This window comes from Streptomyces albidoflavus, from assembly GCF_000719955.1.
Taxonomy (GTDB): Bacteria; Actinomycetota; Actinomycetes; order Streptomycetales; family Streptomycetaceae; genus Streptomyces; species Streptomyces albidoflavus.
This window is the reverse complement of record NZ_JOII01000006.1, coordinates 372,208-392,118: the sequence shown is the minus strand read 5'-3', so window position 1 is coordinate 392,118 and position 19,911 is coordinate 372,208. Positions and strand designations below refer to the sequence as shown.

General features: G+C 74.5%; 17 protein-coding genes. 8 read left to right on the top strand and 9 right to left on the bottom strand.

The genetic code is table 11. The annotated features are described in order from the left end of the window. Nucleotides 1-38 precede the first annotated feature (38 nt). A complete protein-coding gene (locus IF45_RS0109550; RefSeq protein WP_030306792.1) occupies nt 39-1,067 on the top strand; it encodes a sodium:calcium antiporter in 1,029 nt (342 codons plus the stop codon). 548 nt (nt 1,068-1,615) lie between these two features. Here the strand turns inward: IF45_RS0109550 and IF45_RS0109545 are convergent. After that, nucleotides 1,616-1,972 (bottom strand): iron-sulfur cluster assembly accessory protein, encoded by a 357-nt coding sequence (locus tag IF45_RS0109545; RefSeq protein ID WP_003947659.1) that lies wholly within the window; start codon nt 1,970-1,972, stop codon nt 1,616-1,618. Nucleotides 1,973-2,287: 315 nt separating this feature from the next. Between IF45_RS0109545 and nadA the strand changes: the two genes are divergently transcribed. Beyond that, a complete protein-coding gene (nadA, locus tag IF45_RS0109540) occupies nt 2,288-3,490 on the top strand; it encodes a quinolinate synthase NadA (RefSeq protein ID WP_008406954.1) in 1,203 nt (400 codons plus the stop codon). Nucleotides 3,491-3,609: 119 nt separating this feature from the next. Here the strand turns inward: nadA and IF45_RS0109535 are convergent, their stop codons facing one another. The 5 genes from IF45_RS0109535 to IF45_RS0109515 form a co-directional block, all read right to left on the bottom strand. Next, complete coding sequence (locus IF45_RS0109535; RefSeq protein ID WP_030306790.1) at nt 3,610-6,807, bottom strand: efflux RND transporter permease subunit; 3,198 nt, start codon at nt 6,805-6,807, stop codon at nt 3,610-3,612. Nucleotides 6,808-7,071: 264 nt separating this feature from the next. After that, nucleotides 7,072-7,755: a response regulator gene (locus IF45_RS0109530; protein ID WP_030306788.1), complete on the bottom strand. Its 684-nt coding sequence runs from the start codon at nt 7,753-7,755 to the stop codon at nt 7,072-7,074. Beyond that, complete coding sequence (locus IF45_RS0109525) at nt 7,752-9,071, bottom strand: sensor histidine kinase (protein ID WP_107048039.1); 1,320 nt, start codon at nt 9,069-9,071, stop codon at nt 7,752-7,754. The genes IF45_RS0109530 and IF45_RS0109525 overlap by 4 nt, the downstream gene beginning before the upstream one ends. Nucleotides 9,072-9,242: 171 nt before the next feature. Next, complete coding sequence (gene pspAA, locus IF45_RS0109520) at nt 9,243-9,521, bottom strand: PspA-associated protein PspAA (protein WP_003947664.1); 279 nt, start codon at nt 9,519-9,521, stop codon at nt 9,243-9,245. 17 nt (nt 9,522-9,538) lie between these two features. Beyond that, nucleotides 9,539-10,315, bottom strand: coding sequence for a PspA/IM30 family protein (locus IF45_RS0109515; RefSeq protein ID WP_003947665.1), 777 nt, complete (start codon nt 10,313-10,315; stop codon nt 9,539-9,541). Between the two features lie 285 nt (nt 10,316-10,600). Here IF45_RS0109515 and IF45_RS0109510 point away from each other — a divergent pair, with 285 nt between their 5' ends. Next, the gene (locus tag IF45_RS0109510) at nt 10,601-11,221 is read left to right on the top strand and encodes a DUF3043 domain-containing protein (protein WP_003947666.1); all 621 of its coding nucleotides are present in this window, start codon (nt 10,601-10,603) and stop codon (nt 11,219-11,221) included. Nucleotides 11,222-11,259: 38 nt separating this feature from the next. Then, entirely contained in the window at nt 11,260-12,117 is an 858-nt protein-coding gene (locus IF45_RS0109505) for a class I SAM-dependent methyltransferase (protein WP_242536817.1), read from the top strand. A 78-nt stretch (nt 12,118-12,195) separates the two neighbouring features. On the opposite strand, the gene IF45_RS0109500 is transcribed toward IF45_RS0109505, so the two are convergent. Next, nucleotides 12,196-12,411 (bottom strand): hypothetical protein, encoded by a 216-nt coding sequence (locus IF45_RS0109500; RefSeq protein WP_003947667.1) that lies wholly within the window; start codon nt 12,409-12,411, stop codon nt 12,196-12,198. Nucleotides 12,412-12,564: 153 nt separating this feature from the next. Between IF45_RS0109500 and IF45_RS0109495 the strand changes: the two genes are divergently transcribed. After that, complete coding sequence (locus IF45_RS0109495) at nt 12,565-13,818, top strand: bifunctional adenosylcobinamide kinase/adenosylcobinamide-phosphate guanylyltransferase (protein ID WP_030306783.1); 1,254 nt, start codon at nt 12,565-12,567, stop codon at nt 13,816-13,818. Here the strand turns inward: IF45_RS0109495 and IF45_RS0109490 are convergent. Further along, nucleotides 13,808-14,851 (bottom strand): methyltransferase domain-containing protein, encoded by a 1,044-nt coding sequence (locus tag IF45_RS0109490; protein ID WP_030306781.1) that lies wholly within the window; start codon nt 14,849-14,851, stop codon nt 13,808-13,810. The genes IF45_RS0109495 and IF45_RS0109490 overlap by 11 nt on opposite strands. Before the next feature lie 219 nt (nt 14,852-15,070). On the opposite strand from IF45_RS0109490, the gene cobT reads away from it, so the two are divergent. Next, complete coding sequence (gene cobT, locus IF45_RS0109485) at nt 15,071-16,204, top strand: nicotinate-nucleotide--dimethylbenzimidazole phosphoribosyltransferase (protein ID WP_003947670.1); 1,134 nt, start codon at nt 15,071-15,073, stop codon at nt 16,202-16,204. 102 nt (nt 16,205-16,306) lie between these two features. Here the strand turns inward: cobT and IF45_RS0109480 are convergent, their stop codons facing one another. Continuing rightward, entirely contained in the window at nt 16,307-17,077 is a 771-nt protein-coding gene (locus IF45_RS0109480; RefSeq protein WP_003947671.1) for a hypothetical protein, read from the bottom strand. 86 nt (nt 17,078-17,163) lie between these two features. Here IF45_RS0109480 and IF45_RS0109475 point away from each other — a divergent pair, with 86 nt between their 5' ends. Continuing rightward, complete coding sequence (locus IF45_RS0109475; RefSeq protein ID WP_015508008.1) at nt 17,164-17,982, top strand: adenosylcobinamide-GDP ribazoletransferase; 819 nt, start codon at nt 17,164-17,166, stop codon at nt 17,980-17,982. A 180-nt stretch (nt 17,983-18,162) separates the two neighbouring features. Beyond that, entirely contained in the window at nt 18,163-19,704 is a 1,542-nt protein-coding gene (locus IF45_RS0109470; RefSeq protein WP_003947673.1) for a leucyl aminopeptidase, read from the top strand. Nucleotides 19,705-19,911 lie beyond the last annotated feature (207 nt).

Below are 19,911 nucleotides of genomic sequence, written 5' to 3'. Positions count from 1 at the left end.
ACGGGCGTCGACCACCGGACGGGGCGAGGGTGCCGGACATGCTGGCCGGACAGTGGCCACTGGGCTGGAGCGTCGCCGTGGTGTGCCTGGCCGGGGCCCTGACGGTGGCGTGCAGTGTGCGGCTGGCGGGGCTCGGGGACGTACTGGCCGACCGTACGGGCTGGGGCGAGGCGCTCTTCGGCGCGGTCCTCTTCGGGTTGGTGACCTCGCTCTCCGGCATCGTGATGACGGCGGTGAGCGCCGCCGACGACCAGCCGGAACTGGCGTACAGCAACGCGGTCGGCGGGATCGCGGCGCAGACGCTGGCGGTGGTCGCGGCCGACGCCTTCTACCGGCGGGTCAATCTGGAGCACGCCGCCGCCTCGCTCCAGAACCTCCTCTTCGGCTGCCTGCTGACCGGGCTGCTGGGGCTGGCGCTGATGGCCTCCTTCAGCCCGGACGTGACGGTGGCCGGGGTGCACCCGGCCTCGTTCGTGCTGATCCTCTTCTACCTGGGCGGCCTGCACCTGATCCACGAGAACACCGAGCCGATGTGGCGGGCGGTACGCACCCGGGAGACCGTCTGGGACGTGCCGCAGAGCGACGGGGCGTTCGCCCAGCGGTCCACCCCCCGGCTGTGGACCGAGTTCGTGGTCATCGCCGGGATCGTGGTCGTCGCCGGGTGGGCCGTCACCCAGGCCGCCGAAGGCATCCTCTCGGCGACCACCCTGCGCGCGGGCTTCGTCGGCGCGGTGATCCTGGGCGTCATCAACGGCCTCCCGGAAGCGGTCACCTCGATCGCCGCCGTCCGCCGCGGCGCCATCACCCTCGCCTTCGCCGCCATCATCGGCGGCAACTCCCTCGACGTCCTCAACCTGGCCGTCGGCGACTTCGCCTACCGCGGCGGCTCCCTCTACCACGCCGCCGGCAACGACGAACTCTTCCTCACCAGCGCCGCCCTGGTCATGACCACCGTCGTCCTGGGCGGCCTCCTCATCCGCCAGGAACGCGGCTGGTTCCGCCTGGGCTTCGACGGGGCGCTGTTGGTGGTGATCTACGCGGCTACGGTCACGATCTTGGCGTTTTGAGGGGAGGAGGCGCTGGGCTGGGGGCGTCTGGTGCGCGCAGCGGTGGCACTGAGCGGGTGGGAGTCCTGGGTTCCGTGGGCCCCTGCATACGCGGGGAGCACATCACCGTGGCGGCACGGCCCAGCAGATCGCGGGGACCACCCCCGCACACGCGGGGAGCACTCGATGACCTGCGGCTTTGCCTAGCAGCTCAGCCTATTTCTGCAAGCTTGCGAGATTGCCGCAATTAGGTCGAAAGCCGGCAAACACCCTCCCCTGTCGCGCCCGAAGCCCCGCCCATCCTCTCCCAGAACCCCCAGCAGCAGCGACAGTTGAGGCCACCGTCCAAGCCCAGCCAAACTCAAGCCCGGCCGGCGATTGAGGCCATCTGTGACCGCACAGGCCGACGGCCCGCGCCCCGAACACGACCCCCATCAGCCCGGCCGGCGCTTGAGGCCGAACCAGCCCGGCCGGCGCTTGAGGCCACCGAGCCCGGCCGGCAAGTGAGGCCCGGGCAGCAAAAAAGCGGCACCCCACCGAAGTGGGGCACCGCCTCTCGGCGAAGCGACTCAGCTGAAGGAGTCACCGCAGGCGCAGGAGCCCGTGGCGTTGGGGTTGTCGATGGTGAACCCCTGCTTCTCGATGGTGTCGACGAAGTCGATGGAGGCGCCGCCGAGGTACGGGGCGCTCATCCGGTCGGTCACGACCTTGACTCCGCCGAAGTCCTTGACGACGTCCCCGTCGAGCGAACGCTCGTCGAAGAACAGCTGGTAGCGAAGGCCGGAGCACCCACCGGGCTGGACCGCCACGCGCAGCGCCAGATCCTCACGACCTTCCTGGTCGAGCAGGGCCTTGACCTTGGCCGCGGCGGCGTCGGACAGGAGAATGCCGTCGCTCACGGTGGTCTTCTCGTCCTGAACGGACATCTACATCGCTCCCGGGTTGTACGGACTGCTTGCCGACTATGGGCAACTGCCGGTGAGGCCGGAACATTCCGCATCCGGCCTGTTTGTTTTCCGGCGCGTGCCGTGCGGGCCCGAGGGGCCCGGCCACGGCGGGGGTCCGGCCGGTCTCTTCATGCTCGCACACGGGGCGCCGGTACGGCACGGGGCAGGGGGCCGGGCGGCGGGGGATGCGTCACAGTGACGCGAGCGGCATCGTCAAAGTGACATTATGCGGTTATGATAGATAACGTCAATTAGACGAAAAGGCTCGTCTGCAGAACAGAAAGGGTGCGTGACGTGACCACCGCCCAGCCCCGCACGGACCTCGACGTGCAGCCGACGCCCCTCGCTCTGCTGCTGCTCGGCCGTGAGGCCGACCCCGCGAGCGAGCGCGGCGTCGACTGCCCCGGGGACCTGCCCTCCCCGTCCGACCCCGACCTGGTGGCGCGCGCCCGCGCGGCCAAGGAGAAGCTCGGGGACAAGGTCTTCGTCCTCGGTCACCACTACCAGCGCGACGAGGTCATCCAGTTCGCCGACGTCACGGGTGACTCCTTCAAGCTCGCCCGGGACGCCGCCGCGCGGCCCGAGGCGGAGTACATCGTCTTCTGCGGCGTGCACTTCATGGCCGAGTCGGCGGACATCCTCACCTCCGACGAGCAGAAGGTGGTCCTCCCCGACCTGGCGGCGGGCTGCTCGATGGCCGACATGGCCACGGCCGAGCAGGTCGCCGAGTGCTGGGACGTGCTGAGCGAGGCGGGCGTCGCGGACCAGGTGGTCCCGGTCGCGTACATGAACTCCTCAGCGGACATCAAGGCGTTCACCGGCAAGCACGGCGGCACCATCTGCACCTCGTCCAACGCCAAGCGGGCGCTGGAGTGGGCCTTCGAGCAGGGCCAGGACCCGGCCACCACCAAGATCCTCTTCCTGCCCGACCAGCACCTCGGGCGCAACACCGCCGTCCGCGACCTCGGCATGTCCCTGGAGGACTGCGTCGTCTACAACCCGCACAAGCCGAACGGCGGCCTCACCGCCGAGCAGCTGCGGGACGCGCGGATGATCCTGTGGCGCGGCCACTGCTCGGTGCACGGCCGGTTCTCGCTGGAGTCGGTCGAGGACGTACGCGCCCGGGTCCCCGGGGTCAACGTCCTGGTGCACCCGGAGTGCAAGCACGAGGTGGTGGCCGCCGCCGACCTGGTCGGGTCGACGGAGTACATCATCAAGACGCTGGAGGCGGCACCGCGCGGCTCCAAGTGGGCGATCGGCACCGAGCTGAACCTGGTCCGGCGGCTGGCGAACCGTTTCGCCGAGGAGGACAAGGAGATCGTCTTCCTCGACCGCACGGTCTGCTTCTGCTCGACCATGAACCGGATCGACCTGCCGCACCTGGTGTGGACGCTGGAGTCCCTGGCCGAGGGCACCCTGGTCAACCGCATCGAGGTCGACAAGGAGACCGAGGACTTCGCCAAGCTGGCGCTGGAGCGGATGCTCGCACTGCCGTAGGGCTGCCGGGACTCCCGGCAGGCCGAAGCCCCCTCGCCGCTCGGGCGAGGGGGCTTCGGCCTGTCCCGGGGGCGCCTCCGGTGCGGGGGCGCCCCCGGTCCGCTCGGTGCGGCAGAGGGTCAGGACCTGGCGGGTTCCGGGGTCTGCTCCTCGGCCGGGGTCCCGCCCTGTCCGGGCACGTCGGCCTTGCCGTCCCGCTTGGCCGCCTTCTTGGCCGCGCGGCGCTCCTTGCGGAGTTCGACCATGGCGTAGAGCGTCGGGACCAGGACCAGAGTGAGGACCGTGGAGGTGATCAGGCCGCCGATGACCACGACGGCCAGGGGCTGGGCGATGAAGCCGCCCTCGCCGGTGACGCCGAGGGCCATCGGGATCAGGGCGAAGATCGTCGCCAGGGCGGTCATGAGGATGGGGCGGAAGCGGTGCCGGCCGCCCTCGATGACGGCCTCGATGATGCCGTAGCCCTTGTCCCGGTACTGGTTGATCAGGTCGATCAGCACGATCGCGTTGGTGACCACGATGCCGATCAGCATCAGCATGCCGATCATCGCCGGGACGCCCATCGGGGTGCCGGTGGCGATGAGCAGGCCGACCGCGCCGGTCGCCGCGAACGGGATGGAGACCAGCAGGATCAGCGGCTGCACCAGGGAGCGGAAGGTCGCCACCAGCAGCATGAAGACGATCGCGATGGCCGCGAGCATCGCCAGGCCCAGCTGGCCGAAGGCCTCGTCCTGGTCGGCGGAGACGCCGCCGATGGTGGCGGTGGCGCCCTCCGGGAGCTCCAGCGCGTTGATCTTCGTCTGGAGTTCCGCGGTGACCGCGCCGGTGTTGTCGGCGGTCGGGCGGGCGGTGACGGTGGCGGCCCGGGAGCCGTCGATCCGGGTCATCGAGACCGGGCCGTCGACCAGTTCCACGTCGGCGATCTGCCCCAGCTTGACCGGGCCGAGCGGCAGGGCGCGCAGCTCGGCGAGGGTCTCGGCGGGCTTCGCCGACTTCACCACGATGTCGCGCTCGGCGTCGTCCAGGACGACCTGGCCCGCGGTGGTGCCGCGGACGGACTGGGCGACGACCTGGCCGAGGCTGGCGTCGGTGAAGCCTGCCGCGGCGGCCTTCTCGTTGGCGCTCACGGAGATCCGCGGGACGCTCTGGGAGAGGTCGCTCTGCACGTCGGTGACGTCGTCCAGCTTCGCGACCTCCTCGCGGACCTGCTCGGAGGCCTTGGCGAGGACGTCGGCCTCGGCGGCCTTGACGACGACGCTCAGGTCCTGGCTGGCGAAGCCGTCGCCCGCCGCGACGCGGGTGTCGCCGATGCCGTCGAGTCCGGCGAGGCCCTTGTCCAGGGCCTTCTGCACGGTCTCGGAGGAGGCCGAGTCGGCGAGCTTGACCTGGTACGACGCCTGGTTGGTGTCGGTGCCGCCGCCGAAGGCCGCCATGAATCCGGAGGAGCCGATGGTGACCTGGTAGTCCTCGACGCCCTCGGTCTCCTTCAGCAGCGCCTCGACCTTCTCGGCGGCCTCGTCGGTGGCCGCGAGGCTGGTGCCGGGGGCCAGCTCCTGCTTGACGGAGAGGACGTCCTGCTCGCCCTGGTCGAAGAAGTTGGTCTTCAGCAGCGGGGCCATGCCGAAGGTGCCGAGCAGCACCGCGACGGCGATGGCGAGGCTGGTGAGCCGGCGCCGGGTGGCGAACTTCAGGATCGGTACGTAGAGGCGCTGGAGGCGGCTCCTGGCCTCCTTCTCCTCGGCCGCGGCACGGGCCGCCTCGGCGTCCTCGGGGGTGCCCTTGGGGGCGCGCAGGAACCAGAAGGAGAGCACCGGGACCACGGTCAGCGACACCAGCAGCGAGGCGAGCAGCGCGGCGGTGACGGTGAGCGAGAACGAGCCGAACAGCTCGCCGACCATGCCGCCGACGAGGCCGATCGGCAGGAAGACGGCGACCGTGGTGAGGGTGGCGGAGGTGACCGCTCCGGCGACCTCCTTGACGGCGGTGAGGATCGCCTCCTTGCGCTCCTCGCCGTAGCCGAGGTGCCGCTTGATGTTCTCCAGGACCACGATCGAGTCGTCGACGACGCGGCCGATGGCGATGGTGAGCGCGCCCAGCGTCAGCATGTTGAGCGACAGGTCGCGGGTCCACAGCACGATCAGCGCGAGCACCACGGAGAGCGGGATGGAGACCGCGGTGACCAGGGTGGAGCGGATCGAGGCGAGGAAGACGAGGATGATCACGACGGCGAAGACCAGGCCGAGGGCGCCCTCGGTGGTCAGCCCCTCGATGGACTTGGCGACGGCCGGGCCCTGGTCGCTGACGACGGTCAGCTCGGAGGAGTCGCCGAGGTCGGCGCGGAGCTCGGGGAGCTTCTCGGCGACCGCGTCGGAGATGGCGACGGCGCTGCCGTCCCGGTCCATGGTGACGACGACGGCGAGGCTGGGCTCACCGTTGGTGCGGGTCAGCGAGGTGGCCGTGGCCTGCTGCTGCTCGACCTTGGCGACCGAGCCGAGGCGGACGGGCGCGGGGGCCTTGCCGGCGTCGCCGGGTCCCGCCTGGGCACCCGGGCCGCCCTGACCGCCCTGGCCGCCGGCGGCGGGGGCGATGCGCAGGTCCTCGATCTGCTTCACCGAGGTGAAGCCGCCGCCGACCTGGACGGTGCGGTTCTCGCCCTTCTCGTCGAAGGAGCCGGCCGGCACGGTCGCCCCGGCGGCCTGGAGGGCCTGGACGAGGTCGGCGCTGCTCAGGCCGGCCTTGGCGAGGCCGGCGTCGTCGGGGGTGACCGCGATCTGGAGTTCGCGGACGCCGTCCACGGAGACCTGGCCGACGCCGTCGATCGATTCGAGGGAGGGGACGACGGTCCGCTCCAGCTGTCCGGCGAGGGCCTGCTGGTCCTTGTCGGAGGTGACGGCGAGCACCACGGTCGGGATGTCGTCGGTGGAACCGGCGACGACCTGCGGGTCGACGTCGTCCGGCAGCATCGCGCGGGAGCGGTTGACGGCCTGCTGGATGTCGGCGACGAGCTGCTGGGTGCCGGCGGAGCCGAAGTCGAACTGGGCCATGAGGACGGCGTTGCCCTCGCTGGCGGTGGCGGTGATGCCGGTGATGCCCTCGACCGCGTCGATGGACTTCTCCAGCGGTTCCACGACCTGCTTCTCGACCACGTCGGGCGAGGCGCCGGGGTAGGGCGCGAGGACGGACACCATGGGCAGTTCGATGGAGGGGAGCAGCTGCTGTTTGAGCTGCGGGATGGCTATCGCGCCGAAGAGCAGCGCGATGATCGACATCAGACCTATCAGGGCCCGTTGCGCGAGGCTGAACCGGGACAGCCAGGACATGGTGGTGTCGCTCCTCAAGTGGCGTGCTGGGCAACGGCGTCGGCCGTCGGAGGCCGTCCGTGAGCGGCCTCGCGGACCCGCCGGCGAGGGCCGCGACCGCGCCCCCCGCTCCACGATGGGCGACGGCGGCGGGTGGTGGGGCCGCTTCCGGGCGGATTTCTCGGCCGCCCCGTACTGCGGGCGCAGTAGGGGTGGTACACCTCGGGGTTTATCCCATGCCCTGGTGCGTCCCGGAGGCGGGGTGGGGGACGGCGGGCGGCCGGTTCAGGCGGTGCGGGGGCGGACCAGGCCCGTCTCGTAGGCGGTGACGACGAGTTGGGCCCGGTCGCGGGCGCCGAGTTTGGCCATGGCGCGGTTGACGTGGGTCTTGACGGTGAGCGGGCTGACCTGGAGGCGACCGGCTATCTCGTCGTTGGAGAGGCCGCCCGCGACGTGGACGAGGACCTCGCGTTCGCGGCCGGTGAGGGCGGCCAGCCGCTCCTCGAGCGCCCCGGGCCGCTCGTCGGCACCGTGGCCGGACTGGGCGAGGAAGGAGGCGATGAGGCCCTTGGTGGCGGCCGGGGAGAGCAGGGCCTCGCCGGCGTGGGCGACGCGGATGGCGCCGAGCAGTTCGGCGGGCTCGGAGCCCTTGCCGAGGAAGCCGGAGGCGCCGGCGCGCAGGGCGCGGACCACGTACTCGTCGACCTCGAAGGTGGTCAGCATGACCACCCGCACGGTGTCGAGGGCCGGGTCGGCGCTGATCAGCCGGGTGGCGGCGAGGCCGTCGGTGCCGGGCATCCGGATGTCCATGAGAACGACGTCGGGGCGGGCGGCGCGGGCCAGTTCGAGGGCCTGGTCGCCGTCGGCGGCCTCGCCGACGACCTCCATGTCGGGTTCGGAGTCGACGAGCACCCGGAAGGCGCTGCGCAGCAGGGCCTGGTCGTCGGCGAGCAGCACCCTGATGGTCATCGGCCGTCCTTCGGTGCGTCGGTCCGCGCCGGGGGTACGGGCGCGGGCGGGCGGTTCGCGGGGGCGGCGCCCTGGGCGGGCAGGATCGCATGGACCCGGAAGCCGCCGCCGAAGCGGGGCCCGGCCGTGCAGGTGCCGCCGAGCGCGGTGACGCGTTCGCGCATGCCGAGCAGGCCGTGGCCGCCGCCGGGGGGCGGTTCGGCGGGGGCGGCGCCCGGGGCGGGCGTGGCGGCGGGACCGCCGTCGAGGACGGTGATCTCGACCTGCCCGTCCACGGGGACGATGCTGACCTCGGCGCGGGCGCCGGGCCCCGCGTGCTTGTGGACGTTGGTCAGCGCCTCCTGCACCACCCGGTACGCGGCGAGGTCGACGGCGGCCGGCAGCGGGTCGCCTCGGTCGGGGCAGGCGATCTCGACCGGCAGGCCGGCGTTGCGGAATCGTTCGGCCAGGTCGTCGAGGCGGGCGAGGCCGGGCGCCGGTTCGGTGGGGGCCTCGGGGTCGCCGCTCTGGCGGAGCAGGCCGACGGTGGCCCGGAGTTCGTCGAGCGCGGAGCGGCTGGCCTCGCGGACGTGGGCCAGTGCCTCCTTGGCCTGGTCGGGCCTGCGGTCCATGACGTGGGCGGCGACCCCGGCCTGGACGTTGACCAGGGCGATGTGGTGGGCGACGACGTCGTGCAGGTCGCGGGCGATCCGCAGCCGCTCCTCGGCGACCCGGCGGCGGGCCTCCTCCTCCCGGGTGCGCTCGGCCCGGTCGGCCCGCTCGTGGATGGCGGTGATGTACGCCCGCCTGCTGCGCACGGCGTCCCCCGCGGCGGCGGCGAGGCCCAGCCAGGCGAAGATGCCGAAGTTCTCCTGGGCGTACCAGGGCAGGTTGCCGCAGAGCATGGCGCCGGCGGTGAGGCCGGCCGAGGTGAGCAGGCCGATCCGCCAGGTGGTGGGGCGGTCGGTGCGGGCGGCGACGGTGTAGAGGGCGACGGCGGCGCTCATCACGACGGGGGTGCGCGGGTCGCTGGAGACCAGGACCGCGAGCGAGGCGGCGGAGGTCGCGGCGAGGACGGGGCGCGGGGCACGGCGGCGCAGGACGAGGGCGGCGGCGCCGAGGGCCATCAGGGTGAATCCGGTGGCGTCGGGCGATGCGGCCTGCCAGGTGGGGCCGTCCGGATGGTGCGGGTCGGTCAGCGAGGACGCCAGCATGCAGAGGAGGACGCCGGCGGCGAGGACCGCGTCCAGCAGCCGGGGGTGGGCGCGGGCCTTGCGGCGCAGGCGGGCGTAGGCGCGGCGCGGGGGTGCGGCGGGGGGGGTGGGGGTCGGGCTCACGGGCCCCTCCGGGGTGCGCTGGCGGTACCGCTCGGCCCGGCCGGGCCGTCTCACAGCCCCGTCCGGCGGTGTGCGCACGCCGTTCCGGGGCGGTCTCATTCTGCCTGAACGCGTGACGCCCCCCGGCCGTCGGGCCGGGGGGCGTCACGCGGTGCGGGTCCGTGGTGGTGTTCAGCCGGGGATGAGGCCGTCGTCGCTGAGGAGTTCGCGGACCTCTTCGAGGCTGGCCTCGGGGGCCGGGAGGATCAGCTCGGACGGCTCCAGGGAGTCGTCGGGAAGCGGGGTTCCCAGCTCGCGGACCTTGTCCAGGAGTGCGGTGAGAGTGGCGCGGAAGCCCGGGCCGTCACCGTTCTCCATCTCGGTGAGCAGTTCGTCGTCCAACGCGTTCAGCTCGGCGAAGTGGCTGTCGGCCAGCTTCACCTGCCCCTCGCCCATGATCCGTACGATCACGACGCCCTCCTCGGCGCTCAGTTCTTCTCGAAGCGGGGGGTGTCCTCCGGCTGCTGCCGGTCCTTCTCGCCCTCGGCACCGCCCTCGATGGCCTGCTGGCCGCCCGACGGACCGCCGGCCAGCTCGGCCTTCATCCGCTGGAGTTCCAGCTCCACATCACTACCACCGGAGAGGCGGTCCAGCTCCAGCTGGATGTCGTCCTTCTGGAGGCCGGACTGGTCGTCGAGGGCGCCGGAGGCGAGCAGCTCGTCGATGGCGCCGGAGCGGGCCTGGAGCTGGGCGGTCTTGTCCTCGGCGCGCTGGATGGCGACGCCGACGTCGCTCATCTCCTCGGAGATGCCGGAGAAGGACTCCGCGATCCGGGTCTGTGCCTGGGCCGCGGTGTAGGTGGCCTTGATCGTCTCCTTCTTGGTGCGGAAGGCGTCGACCTTGGCCTGGAGCCGCTGGGCCGCCAGGGTGAGCTTCTCCTCCTCGCCCTGGAGCGTCTGGTGCTGCGTCTCCAGGTCGGTGATCTGTCCCTGGAGCGCGGCGCGGCGGGAGAGGGCCTCGCGGGCGAGGTCCTCCCGGCCCAGCGCCAGCGCCTTGCGGCCCTGGCCCTCCAGGTCGGAGGACTTCTTCTGGAGCTGGTTGAGCTGAAGCTCCAGACGCTTGCGCGAGGTCGCCACGTCGGCGACGCCCCGGCGGACCTTCTGGAGCAGCTCCAGCTGCTTCTGGTACGAGTAGTCGAGGGTCTCGCGCGGGTCCTCGGCCCGGTCAAGGGCCTTGTTCGCCTTCGCGCGGAAGATCATCCCCATACGCTTCATGACACCGCTCATGGGCTTCGCGCGCCCCCTTCTGACGGACTCCAGCTCAGAACACCAACAGAACCCACCCTACGGGCCCTACCTCCATTACCGCACTGTCCGAGCGCCGATGCGCTCCTCCGCAAGGACGAGTGCAGGCCGCGGGGCTCCGGCGCGAGGAGTAGCGGCGGGCTCCCGCACCCGGGCAAAGCACCGGTAAACCACCGGCACGTCCCCGTACGCCCCGGAATCGGGACGTGGTGTGTTGCGGGATCGTTCCCCGCGGCCCTGGGGTCCATGCGCCCGCACACCGTACGCTTGGGTTTTGTGTTCCGTAGCCGTGCGAATAGCGAGAAGGCGCCCGCCGCGCAGGCGGCCCCTTCCACAGAGCCCCGTGACCCGCAGGCCCCCAAGGGCCGCCCGACCCCCAAGCGTGCGCAGGCCCAGTCCCAGCGGCGCAGCGTGACCAACACGCAGATGTCCCGCAAGGAGGCGTCGCGCAAGCAGCGTGACGCCCGGCGGGCCGAGATGGCACGCCAGCGCGAGGCGCTGAACAACGGCGACGAGCGGTACCTGCCCGCTCGCGACAAGGGGCCGGTGCGCAAGTTCGCCCGGAACTACGTCGACTCGCGGTTCGCGGTCGCCGAGTTCTTCCTGCCGTTCGCGGTGGTCATCCTGATCCTCAGCATGATCCGGGTGCCGCAGCTGCAGAACATCGCGCTGCTGCTGTGGATGGCGCTGATCGTGCTGATCGTGATCGACTCGGTGGTCACGAGCATGAAGCTGAAGCGCGCCCTGCGTGAGCGGTTCGAGGGCCAGCCGATGAAGGGCGCCGTGATGTACGCCCTGATGCGCACCCTCCAGATGCGCCGTCTGCGCCTGCCGAAGCCGATGGTCAAGCGCGGGGAGCAGCCCTGAGCACCCACACCGCGGAGCCGCCCGCCGGCGGTCCCGGTGTGCCGCCGCCGGCCCCCGCCTCCGCCGTGCGGGAGGACCCGCGCGGCGTCCTGGCGCGGCTGGCGGCCGTCCCGGCGCAGGCCGGTCCCGAGCGGTCCGGCGAGGGCCTCGTGCCGCCCGCCGGGGAGGACCTGCGCGAGCGGGTCCGCGGTGAGCTGGTCGCGCGCCAGCTCGACGAGCAGCTCGCGGCGCGGTTCGCCGTAGGGCGCCGGCTGCGGGTGCTCGACGTCGGCATGGGCGAGGGCCGCCAGGCGCTGCGCCTCGCCCGTCTGGGCCACCAGGTGACCGGGGTGGAGTCGGACCCGGCGCTGGTCGCGGCGGCCGAGGAGGCGCTGGCGAAGGAGCCCGAGGGCATCCGGGAGCGGTTCCGTCCGGTGGTGGGCGACGGGCACGACACCGGGGTGCACTTCCTGCCGGGCAGTTTCGACGTGGTGCTCTGCCACGGCGTGCTGATGCGGGTCGAGTCGCCGGACGCGCTCCTCGCGGGGCTCGGCCGGATGCTCGCCCCCGGCGGCCTGCTCTCGCTGCTGGTGCGCAACGCGGACGCGCTCGCCCTGTGCGCCGGCCTCGCCGGTGACTGGCGCGGCGCGCTGGACGCCTTCGGCGCGGAGTCCGCCGCCGAGGGCCCGGTCCGCGCGGACCGGCTCGCCCCGCTCACCGCGGCGCTGGCCGGGATCGGCGCGCCGCTGGAGCGGTGGTACGGGGTGCGGGTGCTGGCCGGCCGCGCCTCGGACGGGCCCGTTCCGGTGGACGAGGCCGAGTTCCAGGCGTTGCTGGCCGCCGAGGAGCGGGCGGGGCGCACGGACCCGTACCGCTCGGTGGCGGCCCTGCTGCACCTCTGCGGGGTGCGCGGCTGACGCCGTCCCGCCCGCTTACGCCTGCGGCCCGCCGCCCCTTGCCGGGGAGGCGGGCCGCGGGCGTGCGCGCTGGGGCGGTCAGGCCGTCTGGGCCTCGCTGAGGCTCATCGGGCCGTAGATCTCGGTGGTGTCCTCGAAGAGGCGGACCTGTTCGACGCCGCCTTCGAGGAGTTCCTTCCAGTACTCGCCGAGCCAGGACTCGGCGTCGCCCTGCGTGCTGAACTCGTCGGGCTCCACGGAGGGGCTGACCTCCGTCCCGTCGGCCTTCTCGAACCGCCATGTCCACGGCACCATGTTCTGCCTCCCGAGCGTCCGGTTGTCCGGGCAGCGTAGACGAGCGGGGGCGGGCGCGGGGGGTGTACGCACGGCGTACGCCCCGTCGAGGCGTCGTCCACGTCACACGGGCGGGACATGCGGCCCGGCGGCGGACACGGCAGGATCGGGGCCGTGGAACTGACTCTGCTCGGCACCGGGGCGCCCGAGGGCCTGCCCCGCCCGGACTGCCCGTGCGCCGTGTGCGCGACCGCCCTCGGCGACACGGCCCGCGCGGCGACCGCGCTGCTGGTCGACGGGTCGCTGCTGCTGGACCTCACCCCGGGCATCGCCTTCGCCGCCGCCCGCGCCGGGCACACCCTGGGCCAGGTGCGGCAGGTGCTCCTCTCCCACCCGCACGACGGGCCGGCGATGGAGATCCCGGCCGGGCTGCCGCAGCCGGCCCGGGTGCCGGACGGGCGGGAGCTGACGCTGATCAGCGGGCAGCGGGTGCGCGCCGTCGCCACGGACGCGCCCGGCACCGGCTACGAGGTGACGGGCCACGACGGCGAGCGGCTCCTGTACCTGCCGCCGGGGGCGGCCGCCGCGGGGACGAGCGGGCCGGAGGGGGCGGCCGCGCCGTACGACACGGTGCTGATGGACGTCCTGGGCCGGCCGGACGCGCTGGCGCGGCTGCGGGAGGCCGGGGTGGTCACCCCCGACACCGACGTGCTCGCCGTCCACCTCGGCCACGACGTCCCGGCGGGCCGCGAGACGGTACGCCGGCTGACGGCGGCCGGGGCCCGCGCGGTCCCCGACGGCACCCGGCTCACCGTCGGCCCGCCGCCCGCTCCCGGCGTACGCGGCCTGGCCGCCGGCACCGGCCCCGCCCCGGCCCGGCCCCCGCTCCCCCGCCGCACCCTGGTCCTCGGCGGCGCCCGCTCCGGCAAGTCCCTGGAGGCCGAACGGCGGCTGGCCGCCTGGCCGGAGGTGCTGTACGTGGCGACCGGCGGCACCCGCGACGGGGACCGCGAGTGGGCGGCGCGCGTCTCCCTGCACCGGGAGCGGCGGCCTCCCTCGTGGCGTACGGCCGAGACCTGCGACCTGGTGCCGCTGCTCGCCGAGGAGGGGCCGCCGCTGCTGCTGGACTGCCTCTCGCTCTGGCTGACGGACGCCATGGACCGGGTCGACGCCTGGGACGACGCGGCCTGGGCGGGCGGCGGGGAGCGTGAACTGCGCGAGCGGTGCGCCGAGTTGGCCGACGCCGTCCGTACCACCCGGCGGACCGTGGTCGCCGTCTCCAACGAGGTCGGCTCCGGCATCGTCCCGGCGACCTCGGCCGGACGCCGCTACCGCGACGAACTGGGCCGTCTCAACGCGGCGGTGGCCGCCGAGTGCGAGCACGTCCTGCTGGTCGTCGCGGGCCAGCCGCTCCCGCTCAAGGGCTGAGGGGCGGCCGCCGGGCCACGATCCGCCAGGCGTTGGCGAGACCGGTACGGCGCAGCAGGGGCGCGAGCAGGCGGTCGGTGCCGCGTGCGGCCCGCGCCCCGGGCAGCCCGACCGCCGCCCGCAGCGCGTCCAGGGTGCGCGGGACGTGCCCGGCGACCCGGTCGACCGCGAGGACGTCGAACTTCAGCCCCGCGAGCAGCTCCCGCACCGACTCGGCGGTGGGCTGGGGGCGGGCCGCGCAGTGCGGCAGGCACCACGGGCCGAGCAGCCCGGCCGTACGGCAGCCCGGGTCGGGCGCCTCCACCAGCAGCAGCCCGCCGGGGCGCAGCACCCGCCGGGCCGCCGCGAGTTCGGCCACCGGGTCGGGGCAGTCGCCCAGCTGGTGCAGCAGCCCCACCACGTCGTACCGCCCGGCCAGTTCCCCCGCGAGCAGCGGGAGCGTCCCCCGGTACGCCTCGTCGAGGACCCCGTCCGCGCGGGCCCGCTCCACCTCCTCGCCGAGCCCGGTCCCGTCGAACGCCGTGTAGGGCAGGAGGGGGCGGGCGACCGCCGCGAACCGGCCGTCGCCCGCGTCCACGTCGAGCCAGCTCTCGGGTTCCCCGTACGCCGTCATGGAGCGGACCAGTTGCCGCACCCGTCGCGCCTCGCGCACCGCCGTCCAGCCGCGCCGGGCGCACTCCGGGTGCGCGGGCCTGCGCTGTTCGGCCTCCCAGGCCAGGCCCTCGGTGGAGGCGGGCTGCCCGGGGGCCGCCTCGTCGGCCGGGACCACCTGGTGGGCGGGGATCAGGAGCGCCAGCGGGTCGCCGAGGCCGCCGGACCGGGCGGAGCTGTCGGCGGAAGGGGGCGCCGTCACCCGCGATCCGGCGGCGGCCGGAGCCGGTCCGCGCGTGCCCCGCGGAGGTGCCGGGGGCGCCGCTCCCTCGGGTCCCCAGGGCGCCTCCCCCGCCGGGCCCAGCAGGCCCACCAGGTCGCCCCAGTCGTCGTCGGGGGCGGGGTCGCGGGGCGCGGAGGCGGGGGGCTGGGGAAGCGGCATGGGCGGGTGCCTTCCGTGGGCGGGGCGGTGGGGCGGGTCCCCGTGCCGGAGACCCGGGGAGCGAACACCCGCATTCCGGCGCGAAAGGGGCGCCGCCGCCCAGCCTTCCGCGCCCGGCGGCCCGGTGCAACGACCGGCCGGGCGAGGGTCGCGGGGAGTCGTCCGGGCGGGGGCTCCCGGCCGACCCCGCCGGGGCGCGCTGCCGGTACTGTTCGGCGAATGAGCGCGCTGAATCTCGACGACTTCTCCGACCTGATCAAGCGTCCCGACAGCACGGTCCGCCGCGCCGCCGAGGAGCGCCGGGAGCGGCTGGCGGTGCCGCCCGGTGCCCTGGGGCGCCTGGACGAACTGGGCGAGTGGCTGGCGGCGGCCCGCGCCGAGGTGCCGGTGGCGCCGGTCGAGCGGCCCCGCGTGGTGCTGTTCGCCGCCGACCACGGGGTGGCCGGGCTGGAGGTCTCCGCGCGGCCCGCGGGCACCGCCGAGACGCTGGTCCGGGCGGTGCTGGCGGGTGAGGCCCCGGTGGCGGTCCTCGCCGACCGGCTGGGGGTGCCGGTCCGGGTGGTGGACGTGGCGGTGGACTGCGATCCCGGCACGCTCCCCGCCGAGGTGGTGCGCCACCGGGTCCGCCGGGGCTCGGGCGTGATCGACCGCGAGGACGCGCTGACCGCCGAGGAGGCCGAGCGCGCCTTCCGCGCGGGGATGGCCGTCGCCGACGAGGAGGCCGACGCCGGCACCGATCTGGTGGTCCTCGGTGACCTGAGCGTCGGCGGCACGACCGTCGCCGCGACCCTGATCGCGGCGCTCTGCGGCACGGACGCCTCCGTGGTCACCGGCCGGGGCGGGCTGCCCGTCGACGACCTGGCCTGGATGCGCAAGTGCGCCGCGATCCGGGACGCGCTGCGCCGGGCCCGCCCGGTCCTCGGCGACCAGCTCGAACTGCTGGCCGCGGTGGGCGGCGCCGACCTCGCCGCGCTCACCGGCTTCCTGCTCCAGAGCGCGGTCCGCCGTACGCCGGTGATCCTGGACGGTGTCGTCACCTCGGCGGCCGCCCTGGTCGCCCAGCGGGTCGCCTTCCGCGCCCCCGACTGGTGGGTCTGCGGCCAGGTCTCGGGCGAGCCCGGCCAGGCCAAGGCCCTGGACCGCCTCGCCATGGAGCCCCTCCTCGACCAGGGCGTACGCGTCGGCGAGGGCCTGGGCGCCCTCCTGGCCCTCCCCCTCGTCCAGGCCGCGGCGGCCCTCTCCGGCACCCTCCCCGAGCAGCGGCAGGGCCCCGGGGACGAGCCCGGTGCGGCGCCGGAGGCGGCCGACGAGCCTGCCGGGGAGAGCGGGCTGTTGAAGAAGGCGGAGGGCTGAGCGGGACGCCTGGCGGGCGCCGGTCCTGGGTGGCGTCGCGCCCGGCCGTCATGGCGGTGTCGGCGCCGGGGCGGGCGGGCCTCCGTCCGCGGAGGCCGCCGGTCACTTCCGCGCGGGTCCCCGCGCCCCGGACGCCGTCGGGTTAGGGGCCCCGCCGATGAGGTTCTCCAGGCGGTGGCGCGGTCCCGCCCAGCGGCGGTCGCGGCGGTAGTAGCGCAGGGTCGCGCGGGCCCGGGTGCGGTGACGGTCGTGGTAGAAGCGGCGGGCCCAGAAGGAGTCGGGGCGAGCCAGGCGGACGGCGCCGACGAGGGCCAGCAGCGGGACGAGGACGCCGAGTACCGCCATCCGGGGCTTGCCCTTGAGCAGGGCGACGACGACGAAGCAGAAGTTGACCAGGGTCCCGATGATGACGCCGGTGCGGCCGTCGTGCTCCTCGGGCCCCACGTCGGCGACGCCCAGCGGCGAGAACCCGGCCAGCACCAGCACGCCGAGCGCGGCGGCCATCACCACCACCTCGACGCTCTGCCGCCCCTGCTCGGTCCAGTACACGTCCGAGAGGTGCAGGATCAGCGCGAACTCGTCCAGGACGAGACCGGCGCCGACGCCGAAGACGACCGCGGCGATCCCGGCGCCGATCCCCTGCCGGCCGCTGCCGACCGCGCAGAAGCCGCCGGCCACCATGAGCAGGACGCCGGGCACCGCGTGGTGGATGTGCAGGCCGCCGGGGGTGAGGTTGTGGAAGGGCCCCTTGCCCGCGCGGATCAGCCGGGTGATCCCGCGCACCACGACGAAGGCCAGGATGAAGGCGGCCAGCGCCAGCAGCAGCGGCAGCTTGCCCGGGTCGATGATGTTCCGGTCCCACCAGGCCCCCATGCCGTTCCCTTCCGTCCGGCGGCCCCGCGCGGGCGGCGGCCGAGCGCCTGTTCCTCGGTCTACCGCACCCGGCTACGCTTCGCGCGATGAGCGAGACGCCCGTACCCCCGCCCCCCGGCCACCCGCCGCGCGCCTCCGTCGCCGACGGGCTGCGCTTCGCCTTCGGCACGCTCACCGCGCTGCCGGTCCGGGTCGGCCGCTGGGACCGGGCCGCCGCCCGCGCGGGGATGGCCGCGGCGCCGCTGGCCGGGCTGGTCCTGGCGCTGGCGGGGGCCGCGCTCGCCTGGCCGCTGCTGCGGCTGGGGGCGGGCCCGCTGCTGGTCGCGGTGGTGAGCGTGGCCGTGCCCGCCGCCCTCACCCGGGGGCTGCACCTGGACGGCCTCGCCGACACCGCCGACGGGCTGGGCAGCGGCCGGCCGCCCGAGGGGGCGCTGGCGGTCATGAAGCGCTCGGACATCGGCCCGTTCGGCGTGGTCACGCTGGTGCTGGTGGTACTGGCGCAGGTGGCGGCGGTGGCGCAGCTGTACGGGCAGGGCTGGGTGGCCGGGGCGACCGGCACGGCCGTCGCCGCGGTGACGGGGCGCCTCGCCCTCACCCTCGCCTCCCGGCCCTCGGTGCCCCCGGCCCGCCCGGAGGGGCTGGGCGCGGCCGTCGCCGGTACGGTCCCGGCCGGCCTGGCCGCCGCGGTCGCCGGGGCGGTGCTGGTGGCGGCGGTCCTCGCCGGGCTCCCCGACGGGGTGCTGGGCGCGGTGCGGGCGGGGCTGGCGGTGGCGGTGGGGCTCGCGGCGGCCGAGGTGCTGCTGCGGCACACGGTGCGGCGGTTCGGGGGCGTGACGGGCGACGTGTTCGGCGCGTTGGAGGAGACGGCGCTGACGGCCGCGCTCCTGGTTCTGACCTTCGGCTGACCCGGGCGGGGCGGCTTCGCCGAATCGGGTCGATATGCCGCCTGTCGCGAGCTTCGTCACGGAGCGTAGGCTCGGGCCCGGGCCGTGGCCGGTCCGCCTGGACGCCGGGCGGGGCCCCTGGGCTCCGCCCGAACCGGCCTCATCGGCACTGGAACTCAACGGAAGCGAGATTTCACCACCGTGACTGCTCTCACTCTCAGCTCCTCCGACGCGGCGACGCTGCGCGCCGACGTCCTCGTCGTGGGCGTGGCCAAGGGCCCCGACGGTCCTGTCCCCGCCTCCGGTTCGGAGGCCGTCGCCGAGGCGTTCGACGGCGGGCTCGCCACCGTGCTGGAGACCCTGGGCGCGACCGGCGCCGAGGGCGAGACCACCAAGCTCCCCGTCTCGGGCCTGAAGGCCCCGCTGGTCCTCGCGGTGGGCCTCGGCCCGGTGCCCGGGGACGGCGAGGAGTACGACGCCGAGGCGCTGCGCCGTGCCGCCGGCAGCGCCGCCCGCGCGCTGAACGGGACCAGGAAGGCCGGGTTCGCCCTGCCGCTGGCCTCCGCCGAGGCGGTCGCCGCGGTGGCCGAGGGCGCGCTGCTCGGCGCGTACGCCTTCACCGCGTACAAGAGCGACGACGCCAAGGCCGGCAAGGGCAAGGGCGCGAAGAAGGGCGCCGGGAAGGGCCCGCTGGGCGAGGTGGCGCTGCTCGGCGCCAAGGCGCTCGGCAAGGCGGCCAAGACGGCCGTCGAGCGGGCGGTCGCCCTCGCCGAGGAGATGAACCGCGCCCGCGACCTGGTCAACACCCCGCCGAACGACCTGTACCCGGAGTCCTTCGCCGCCGTGGCCACCGCCGCCGGCAAGGAGCACGGCCTCAAGGTCACCGTCACCGACGACAAGGCGCTCCTCAAGGGCGGCTTCGGCGGCCTGACCGGCGTCGGCCAGGGCGCGGCCCACGGCCCGCGCCTGGTGAAGCTGGCCTACACCCACCCGAAGGCGGAGAAGAGCCTCGCCTTCGTCGGCAAGGGCATCACCTACGACTCGGGCGGCATCTCGCTCAAGCCGGCCGGCCACAACGAGACGATGAAGTGCGACATGGCCGGCGCGGCCGCCGTCTTCGCCGCCGTGATCACCGCGGCCCGGCTCGGCCTGAAGGTCAACGTCACCGGCTGGCTGGCGCTGGCCGAGAACATGCCCTCGGGCACCGCCACCCGCCCCGGCGACGTGCTGCGGATGTACGGCGGCAAGACCGTCGAGGTGCTCAACACCGACGCCGAGGGCCGCCTGGTGCTGGCCGACGCGATCGTCAAGGCCTCCGAGGAGAAGCCGGACGCGATCGTGGACGTGGCGACCCTGACCGGCGCCATGGTGGTGGCGCTCGGCAACCGCACCTTCGGTGTGATGGGCAACGACGACGCGTTCCGCACCGCCGTCCACGAGCTGGCCGAGGAGGCGGGCGAGCCGGCCTGGCCGATGCCGTTCCCGGAGGAGCTGCGCAAGGGCCTGGACTCCTCGGTGGCCGACATGGCCAACGTCGGCGGCCGGATGGGCGGCGGCATGGCGGCCGGCGTCTTCCTCAACGAGTTCGTCGGCGAGGGCATCACCTGGGCCCACCTCGACATCGCGGGCCCCGCCTTCAACGAGGCCGGCCCCTTCGGCTACACCCCCAAGGGCGCCACCGGCTCGGCCGTCCGCACCCTGGTGTCGCTGGCCGAGCGGACCGCCGCCGGCGAGCTGGGCTGACCCGCGCCGGGGCCGGGGGCGCCGCCCGGCCCCGGCGGCGCCCCCTCCCTCCCGGTCCGCCCGCCGGATTGCGGACGGTCCGGGAGGGAAGGGGCGTACGGGGCGGACGTGAGACGCGCGACAACCGGGCCCGAGGCCGGGCCCCGCGTCCCGCCGCCCCTCAACAAGTGCGAAGATGGGTTCTCGGCAGGACAGGGCCCCACCACA

Coding starts and splice junctions, on each gene's coding strand:
- IF45_RS0109550 (WP_030306792.1), top strand. CDS start 39: ATGCTGGCCGGACAGTGGCCACTGGGCTGGAGCGTCGCCGTGGTGTGC.
- IF45_RS0109545 (WP_003947659.1), bottom strand. CDS start 1,972: ATGTCCGTTCAGGACGAGAAGACCACCGTGAGCGACGGCATTCTCCTG.
- IF45_RS0109535 (WP_030306790.1), bottom strand. CDS start 6,807: ATGTCCTGGCTGTCCCGGTTCAGCCTCGCGCAACGGGCCCTGATAGGT.
- IF45_RS0109530 (WP_030306788.1), bottom strand. CDS start 7,755: ATGACCATCAGGGTGCTGCTCGCCGACGACCAGGCCCTGCTGCGCAGC.
- IF45_RS0109515 (WP_003947665.1), bottom strand. CDS start 10,315: ATGGGGATGATCTTCCGCGCGAAGGCGAACAAGGCCCTTGACCGGGCC.
- IF45_RS0109510 (WP_003947666.1), top strand. CDS start 10,601: ATGCGCCCGCACACCGTACGCTTGGGTTTTGTGTTCCGTAGCCGTGCG.
- IF45_RS0109500 (WP_003947667.1), bottom strand. CDS start 12,411: ATGGTGCCGTGGACATGGCGGTTCGAGAAGGCCGACGGGACGGAGGTC.
- IF45_RS0109490 (WP_030306781.1), bottom strand. CDS start 14,851: ATGCCGCTTCCCCAGCCCCCCGCCTCCGCGCCCCGCGACCCCGCCCCC.
- cobT (WP_003947670.1), top strand. CDS start 15,071: ATGAGCGCGCTGAATCTCGACGACTTCTCCGACCTGATCAAGCGTCCC.
- IF45_RS0109480 (WP_003947671.1), bottom strand. CDS start 17,077: ATGGGGGCCTGGTGGGACCGGAACATCATCGACCCGGGCAAGCTGCCG.
- IF45_RS0109475 (WP_015508008.1), top strand. CDS start 17,164: ATGAGCGAGACGCCCGTACCCCCGCCCCCCGGCCACCCGCCGCGCGCC.